We start from the raw sequence: 7,609 nt of genomic DNA on the forward strand, positions 1-7,609 counted from the left end.
AGTTCTTCTACCGCGAGCCGCTGTCGCCGACGAACCACGTCGCGCGCTTCCACGCGGCCGACGTGCACGGCATGTACGACCGTCTGCCGGCCTGACGGGGGCTCGGCGGCGCCGGTGATCCCGGGCGTCGCGGCCCGGACGAAGAGACGGCTGGCCCTGGGCGGCCAGCGAGGCTTCACCCTGATCGAGCTGATGATCGTCGTGGCGATCATCGGCATCCTGGCGGCGATCGCCATTCCGCTCTATGCCAACGTGCAGGCGCGGGCGCGGATCGCCAAGGCCCAGGCCGACGCGCGGGCGATCGCGTCCGCGGTGTCGATCTACTCGGCCCACATGGGCAACGTGCCGACGGCGACGGACCTCAGCGAGCTGACGGTGGTGGTCACGAACGGGCAGGGGCAGACGGCCGGACCGTTCCTGGCGAGAACGCCGAGCGTGCCCGCCAACTGGACGCCTGCCGCGGGCTACGCGTACGCCGCGAGCACCGTGTCGGGGACGTTCAACATCTCCGCGACGGGCGACGCCGCGACCGTCACGGTTCCGTAGCTTCTCGTAACTGTAGCTCGGTACAGGCGCCGGGGAGGGGGGCACCGCCCCCTTCCCGGCGCTTCTTTTTGGGTTAGTCTACCCCCATGCTCTCGGTCGGCCTGGCTTGACGCTCTCCCGAGGCGGTTCGTAGAATTTCGCATGACGTCCACCCGCCGGCCGGCCGCCGCCGACGCTCGCGTCCTGCCGCTCGCGGGCCTGCGGGACGACGCCTACCGGCTCCTCTTCGAGGACCACCCGCAGCCCATGTGGCTCTTCGACGCCGAGACTTTCGCGTTCCTGGTCGTCAACGACGCGGCGGTCCGGAAATACGGGTACTCGCGCGAGGAGTTTCTCGCTCGCACCCTCCTCGACATCCGTCCGCCCGAGGACGTTGCGCGCCTGCTCGAGGTCGTCGCGCGCGGCCGCCAGCGAGGGGACGCGATCGACGAGGCCGTGCACCGTTGCAAGGACGGAACCATCCTCAACGTCACCGTCACGGTGAGCTACGCCACGCTCGAGGGACGGCCCGTCGGGCTCGCGATCCCCTACGACGTCACCGACCGGCAGCGCGCCCTCGAGGCGGCGGAGGCGGGGCGGAGGGAAGCCGAGATCCTCGCCGGGCTGGCGCGAGCGATCGGCGCCACGCTCGACGTGGACGTGGTGCTCCAGCAAGCGGTCGAGGCGGCCTGGCAGCTCTCGGCGAGCGACCTCGCCGTGATCGCGCTGAGGGATCCGCACTCGGACACGATGAGGATCAGGTACGAGGCGGGACAGTCCCGCAGCGGCGTGTACAAGGGCTTCACGCTCGAGCGCGGCAAGGGCATCGGCGGCTTCGCCTGGGAGCGCGGCTGGCCGGTCCGCACCGACAACCGGCTCGAAGACCCGCGGATCAGCCGCGACTACGATCACGCGGTCCACGACGAAGGGATCGTGACGACGCTCGCCGTCCCGATTCTCATCGACAACGAGGTCGAGGGCCTGCTCTGGGTGAACAACCGGTCCCCTCGGCCGTTCACCGAACGGGACGAGGTGATCCTGATTCGGCTGGCGACCTACGCGGCGATCGCGCTGCGGAACGCCCAGCTCTTCGAGCGCGTCCAGAGCGCGAACGAGCGGCTCGCGGTGCTCTCGCGCCGGCTCATCGAGGTCCAGGAGGCGGAGCGCCGGCATCTCGCCCGCGAGCTCCACGACGACCTCGGCCAGCTGCTGACCGTGCTCTGGCTCAACCTCGTGAGGCTCCGGGAAGACCCGGGCCCGCTCCGCTCCGAGCAGCTCGACGAGAGCCTGCGGATCGTCGGCCGGCTGGTCGAGGAGGTCCGGAGCCGCTCGCTGGACCTCCATCCGTCGGTCCTCGACGATCTCGGCCTCGTGCCGGCGCTCGAGTGGTACGTGGAGCGCCACGCGGGAAGCGCGGGGCTCTCGGCCACGGTGAGCGCCGAGCCCGGGGGTCTCCGCTGGCCGCCCGAGATCGAAGGCGCCTGCTTCCGCGTGACGCAGGAGGCGCTCACGAACGTCGCCCGCCACGCGCGGGCGCGGAACGTGCGCGTGGAGCTCCGCCGGCTGCCGTCGGCGCTCGAGCTGACGATCCGCGACGACGGCGTGGGCTTCGACGTCGAGGCGGCGCGGCGCAACGCGATGCAGGGCGAGAGTCTCGGCCTGCTGGGCATGCAGGAGCGCGTCCAGCTCGCGGGCGGTCGGCTCACGATCGACTCGACCCCCGGCGCCGGCACGCGCATCCGGGTGTCGTTTCCCGCGGCGCCGGCGTGATCCGCGTGCTGCTCGCCGACGATCATGTCCTCGTGCGCGCGGGCGTCCGCGCGCTGCTCGAGCGGATACCCGGCATCGAGGTGGTGGCCGAGGCCGGCGACGGCGCCGAGGCGCGCCAGCTCATTCCGCACCACCGTCCGCACGTCGTCCTGATGGACATCACGATGCCGGGGTTGAACGGCCTCGACGCCACCGCGCGGATCGCGAAAGAGTTCCCCCACGTCCGGATCATCGTGTTCTCGATGCACGGGACCAAGCAGCACGTCCTCGGGGCCATCCGGGCCGGCGCCGCCGGCTACCTCCTGAAGGAGGCGCACCCCGAGGAGCTCGAGGCCGCGATCCGGACGGTCGCGCGGGGCGAGACGTACCTCGCCTCGCGGATCGCGGGCTACGTCGTCGAGGACGTGCGCGGCAAGGCGGCCACGCCCGGCGAGCTCGAGCGGCTCACGTCGCGCCAGCGCGAGATCCTCCAGCTCATCGCCGAGGGACGGAGCACGAAGCAGATCGCCGAGCGGCTCGGGATCGGCGTGCGGACCGTCGAGACGCACCGCGCCGAGCTGATGGAGCGTCTCGACATCCACGACGTCGCGGGCCTCGTGCGCCTGGCGATCACGGCCGGCCTCGTCCCCCCGGCGCCCTGAGCCGCACCCGCTCGGCGGCTTCGACCCGCCGACGCCCCCGACGGTTGACAGAACGTTTATTCTAGATGGTAGAACGATCGTTCTTTACCGGGTCGACGACGACCACGGAGGAGACGATGGGACGCCCACGACCGGAGGAGAGGCTCGACCAGGCGATGCGTGTGTTCTGGGAGAAAGGCTACTACGACACCTCGATCGAGGAGCTGATGGGGCGGACGGGGCTCCACCGAGCCGCGGTCTACGGGGAGTTCGGCAGCAAGCGACGGCTCTTCGAGGCGACGCTCGCCCGGTACCGGGAGACGGTGATCTCGGCGTTTTTCGCGCCCCTCGCCGGGCCGGACGCCGCCCTCGCGGACATCGAGCGGTTCTTCCGCGGGATCCACGAGAGCGCGTCCGGCAGGCGTCTCGGCTGCCTGATGGTCAACGCCGCGTCCGAGGTGTCGCCGCGCGTCCGATCGGTCGCCGGAATCGTCTCGGGCTATCTCCGCGACCTGCGGGCCCTGCTCCGGCGGGCGTGCATCAACGCGCGAACGCGCGGCGAGTTTCGCTCGGAGACCAACGTGGACCAGGTCGCGGACTACCTCGTGGGTTCGGTCCTCGGGCTGTGGACGCTCGGCCGCTCGCCGGCGCCGTCCGTGGCGCTCCGACACTACCTCGATGGCGTGCTGGGATCTCTCGACGGTCTGCGACCCGAAGCGAGGAGGCGTCTCTCGTGGAGAGCGCGGTCCGGCCGCGGCTGAAGGCCGCGCGGGTCCGGCGGAGACGCGCCGAGGCGGGATCGTCCGTCCGGGTCGTGATCGGCAGCCGCTATCCGGTGTTCAACGCGGGTCTCGAGCGGATGCTCGAGGGCGGCGGCGTCACGGTCGCCGGCATCGCCGCGTCGCCCGACGAGCTCGTGCGTCTCGCCCGGCTCAAGCGTCCCGCCGTCGCGATCATCGATGCGCATTCGGGCGGGGACTGGATCAGGCGTCTGCCGAAGCTCAGGTCGGCCCGGCCGAGCCTCGAGATGATCGCGGTGACGGGACACGACGGCGCGGCCCTGCACTCGCAGGTCCTCAGGCTCGGATGCTCCAGCGTCCTGTCGCTCCGCGCGACGCAGCACGAGTTCCTCGACGCCGTCCACGGCGCCGTGCGCGGCTACGGGCTCATCGAGACGGAGATGCTCGCGGGCGTGCTCGCCGGCCGGGAGGCGCAGGGCTGGCAGATCTCCGTGCTCGAGCAGGACATCCTGCGCTGTCTGAGCGACGGGCTCTCCAACCGACAGATCGCGAGCCGGGTCCGGTACAGCGTCGGCACGGTCAAGAACTACATCCACAACATCTTCGAGAAGCTCGAGGTGTCCGACCGAACTCAGGCCGTCGTCAAGGCCCTCCGGATCGGCATCATCGACTGACCCGAGGGCCGCGCCGGTCGGCCATGATTTTTTGGCCGTCCGGTATTTTCGATTCACGCGACGCGCGTGTTAGCGTGGTACTGCCGTGTCGCCGCCGAGCTCGATGAGCTCACAGCCTCCTCGTTCACGCCGCGCGCGCTGTCCGGCGAGCCTGCCCGCGCGTGCCCTTCCGGAATCTCCGCAGTCCTACGGACCCGATCTCAGTAGTTTCCGGCTGGAGTCCTTCGCCCCCTGTGATGGCATCCTTGGACGGGACGATGGCAGCGCCTGGCGCCGATCGGATAGTCCGCGTCCTCGTGGTGGACGACAACCAATGGTTCCGCGAGTGGGAGTCGAAGTTCCTCGCGGAGCGGGCGGGAATCTGTGTCGTGGGGACGGCCGGGTGCGCCAGCGACGGCATCCAGATGGCCCGCGACCTCCATCCCGATCTCGTCCTGATGGACGTGGCGATGAGAGGGATGAACGGCCTGGAGGCGACCCTGCGCATCAAGGCTGAAGCCGCGTCGCCGCAGGTGGTCATCGTGACGCTCCACGATCTTCCGCAGTACCGCACCGCGGCGGCCGCGTGCGCCGACGGCTTCGTCCCGAAAACCCAAGCCGTCTGGGCCCTCATGCCGCTCATAGACAAGCTCTTTCCCGGGACGGGCGCATTCCAGGTCAGGGCATGAGGGCGAGGACGCTTCGTTCTCATCTGACGATCCTGGTCTTGGTCTCCGTGGTTCCGCTGTTGATCTTCGCGGTCATCATGGCGGCGCTCCTCGAGAAGCAGCAGCGCGCGTCTCTGGAACGCAGCTTCCGAGATACCACGCGAGCCCTCGCCGTCGCGGTCGATCGCGAGCTCACCTGGTCGATCCGGGCGCTGGAGGCGCTCGGGGCTTCCCAGTACCTCGATACCGGTGACCTCGAGCCCTTCTACAGAGAGGCGCAGCGGGTGGTGGCGACCCATCCAGGGTGGCTGACGATCAACCTGACCGATCCCTCCGGACGGCAACTGATCAATCTCTCACGTCCCTTCGGCGCGCCGCTGCCCTCCACCGGGAATCTCGAGGATGTCCGCCAGACCCTGGACACGGGCCAACCCGCAATTTCCAACCTCTTCGTCGGCCTCGTGCTCAAAACTCCGACGGTCGGCGTGACGGTGCCGGTGAAGCGGAACGGGAGGCTCAAGTACGTGCTGGGGACGAGGCTCGACGTCGCGGGACTCAGTCGTCTCTTGTCCGAGGGCCAGCTGCCGCCGGACTGGGTCGCCGGGATCATCGATCGCAAGGGGATCATCATCGCCCGAACGCGGGGCATCGAAACGCTGCTCGGGGCGCCTGCGCCCCCTGAGTTCGTGGCGCGAAGCCGTCAGTCCGACGAGAGCTGGGCCCTCGGCGTGACCATGGACGGCATCGCGGTGTATGTCGCCCACAGCCGGTCGAGCCTGTCCGGCTGGACAGTCGGGCTCGGTGTACCCGTCGCCATCGTGGAGGCACCCGGGCGGACTTCCCGGTGGGCGATCATCGGCGGCGGATGCGTGTTCCTGTTGCTGGCGGGCGTGCTGGCTTCCGTGTTCGGCGGGCGCATCGCCGGCGGGATCGCATCGCTCTCGGCCTCCGCACGCGCGCTCGGTCGAGGCGACGTTCCCTCCCTCACCGGAAGCTCGAAGATCTCGGAGATCGCCGACGTCGAGCGGGAGCTGGTGGAAGCGGCGACGGCGCTGCGCGACAGCGAAGCCAGCTTTCGTCTCCTCTTCGCCGACAATCCGCTGCCCATGTGGGTGTACGACGTGGCGACGATGTACTTTCTGGAGGTCAACGCCGCGGCGATCCAGCACTACGGGTACTCGCGGGAGGAGTTTCTCCGCATGCGGATCACCGACATCCGGCCGCCGGAGGACCTGCCGCGGCTCAAGGACGTCGTGGCCGGGCTCGCGGCCGCGACGGACCAGGCGACCCGACGGCACGCGGGGACCTGGAGGCATCGGCTGAAGGATGGCCGGATCAGGGACGTGGACATCGTCTCTCATTCGATCGAGTTCGCGGGCCGGCGCGCGACCCTGGTGGTGGCGATCGACGTCACGGAGCTGAAGCAGGCCCAGGCCTCTCTGGCCAGGTCCACCGAACGTCTCCAGATCCTGCACGAGATCGATCGAGCGCTCATCGCCGCGGAGGCGCCGGTGGTGATCGCGGAGACGGTCCTCCCGCGACTGAGGGATCTGCTCGGGGTCCCGCGGGCCATCGTGAACCTGTTCGACCTGGCGGCCGGTGAAGCGGAGTGGCTGGCGGCAGCGGGCCGCCACCGCGTCCGTCTCGGGCCCGGCGTCCGTTTTCCGTTGGCGCTGATGGGCGATGTGGAGGCGCTGCGACGGGGGGAGCTCCAGGTGGTCGACACCGCCGCGCTGCCCCGTAGCCCCGAGGCAGAGGCCCTGCTGGCCTCGGGCGTCCATACGTACATGGTCGTGCCCATGATCGCCGGGGGCGAGCTCATCGGCGCCGTGAGCTTCGGCGGCGAGCGGAGCGAGTTCCCACCCGAGCAGGTGAGCATCGCTCGGGAAGCGGCCACCCAGCTCGCCATCGCGCTCGAACAGGCACGGCTCCGCGAGCGCGTGAAGCGCCACACCGAGGAGCTCGAGCAGCGGGTCGCCGAGCGAACGCTCGAGCTGAGCGTCGCCAACGAACGACTCGAGCGGGAGATCGTGGAGCGGCGACGGGCAGAGGCCGACGCCGCTCGCGCCAACCAGGCAAAGAGCGAGTTCCTGTCACGCATGAGCCACGAGCTCCGTACACCCCTCAACGCGATTCTCGGATTCGCGCAGCTCCTGGAACTCGACGCGCAGCGGCCAGAGGACCGCGAGAGCGCGGAGCAGATCATTAAGGGGGGCAGACATCTCTTGAGCCTGATCAACGAGGTCCTCGACATCGCCAGGATCGAGGCGGGTGGGCTTTCCCTGTCGCTCGAGCCCGTGCGCGTGGGCGACGCGGTCCAGCAGGTGCTGGACCTGGCACGGCCGCTGGCGGCGGCCCGCGCCATCGACCTCCAGAGCACCGGGGCGGCGCTGCACGGTCGGCACGTGTGGGCCGACAGCCAGCGGCTCCAGCAGGTCCTCCTGAACCTCGTGTCGAACGGGATCAAGTACAACCGGGAGCGCGGCACGCTTACGATCGCGTGCGACGCGGCCGACGAACGGCGGCTCCGGATCCGCGTCAGGGACACGGGGCCGGGCATCGCACCGGCGTTGCGAGAGCGGTTGTTCCAGCCGTTCGACCGGCTCGGCGCCGAGCAGGGCGGCGTCGAGGGC

At 70.0% G+C, this 7,609-nt stretch carries 7 protein-coding genes; all 7 read left to right on the plus strand.

Translation table 11 applies throughout. From position 1 onward, the window contains the following. Nucleotides 1-114 precede the first annotated feature (114 nt). On the plus strand, nt 115-546 hold the full coding sequence (locus tag VKG64_03520; protein ID HKB24101.1) for a prepilin-type N-terminal cleavage/methylation domain-containing protein: 432 nt from the start codon (nt 115-117) through the stop codon (nt 544-546). Nucleotides 547-687: 141 nt separating this feature from the next. Continuing rightward, nucleotides 688-2,295, plus strand: coding sequence for an ATP-binding protein (locus tag VKG64_03525; GenBank protein ID HKB24102.1), 1,608 nt, complete (start codon nt 688-690; stop codon nt 2,293-2,295). Beyond that, complete coding sequence (locus VKG64_03530; protein HKB24103.1) at nt 2,295-2,936, plus strand: response regulator transcription factor; 642 nt, start codon at nt 2,295-2,297, stop codon at nt 2,934-2,936. Before VKG64_03525 ends, VKG64_03530 begins: the two co-directional genes overlap by 1 nt. Nucleotides 2,937-3,052: 116 nt before the next feature. Further along, nucleotides 3,053-3,676 (plus strand): TetR/AcrR family transcriptional regulator, encoded by a 624-nt coding sequence (locus tag VKG64_03535; protein ID HKB24104.1) that lies wholly within the window; start codon nt 3,053-3,055, stop codon nt 3,674-3,676. Continuing rightward, the gene (locus VKG64_03540; GenBank protein HKB24105.1) at nt 3,649-4,329 is read left to right on the plus strand and encodes a response regulator transcription factor; all 681 of its coding nucleotides are present in this window, start codon (nt 3,649-3,651) and stop codon (nt 4,327-4,329) included. The genes VKG64_03535 and VKG64_03540 overlap by 28 nt, the downstream gene beginning before the upstream one ends. Before the next feature lie 257 nt (nt 4,330-4,586). Continuing rightward, entirely contained in the window at nt 4,587-4,997 is a 411-nt protein-coding gene (locus VKG64_03545) for a response regulator transcription factor (protein HKB24106.1), read from the plus strand. 77 nt (nt 4,998-5,074) lie between these two features. Next, nucleotides 5,075-7,609: histidine kinase dimerization/phospho-acceptor domain-containing protein (locus tag VKG64_03550; protein ID HKB24107.1), on the plus strand; the 2,535-nt coding region annotated here is incomplete at its 3' end.

The sequence above is a fragment of the Candidatus Methylomirabilota bacterium genome (assembly GCA_035260325.1).
GTDB lineage: Bacteria > Methylomirabilota > Methylomirabilia > Rokubacteriales > CSP1-6 > AR19.

What these genes read in the sequence shown, in the direction of transcription:
- VKG64_03535 (HKB24104.1), top strand. Translation starts at nt 3,053, where the DNA reads ATGGGACGCCCACGACCGGAGGAGAGGCTCGACCAGGCGATGCGTGTG.
- VKG64_03525 (HKB24102.1), top strand. Translation starts at nt 688, where the DNA reads ATGACGTCCACCCGCCGGCCGGCCGCCGCCGACGCTCGCGTCCTGCCG.
- VKG64_03545 (HKB24106.1), top strand. Translation starts at nt 4,587, where the DNA reads ATGGCAGCGCCTGGCGCCGATCGGATAGTCCGCGTCCTCGTGGTGGAC.